The 244-nt window shown below is 66.8% G+C and carries 1 protein-coding gene; it reads left to right on the forward strand.

Going from position 1 to position 244, the window contains the following annotated elements; translation table 11 throughout:
- A partial coding sequence (locus AC3XQU_RS24610; RefSeq protein ID WP_489876727.1) for a CHRD domain-containing protein occupies window positions 1-244 on the forward strand: 244 nt, incomplete at both ends.

Below are 244 nucleotides of genomic sequence, written 5' to 3' on the forward strand. Positions count from 1 at the left end.
CGATCACCGCCCCTGCGGAGGCGAAACCGGGCGCAGCTCCCGCCATTCCGCTCAACGCCGGCCAGGAAGCCGAACCTGTCCACACCGGGGCCGGCGGTTCCTTCAGTTACACCATCGACGATGACGAGCTCTGCTATACGCTGACGGTCCGTGATCTGTCCGCTCCTGCCACGGCGGCCCACATCCACGTCGCGGCACGCAACGCGGCCGGCCCGGTTGTTATTCCGCTTGATGTGGTCAGTGG

The organism is Telluria sp. AZSoR62, from assembly GCF_058111565.1.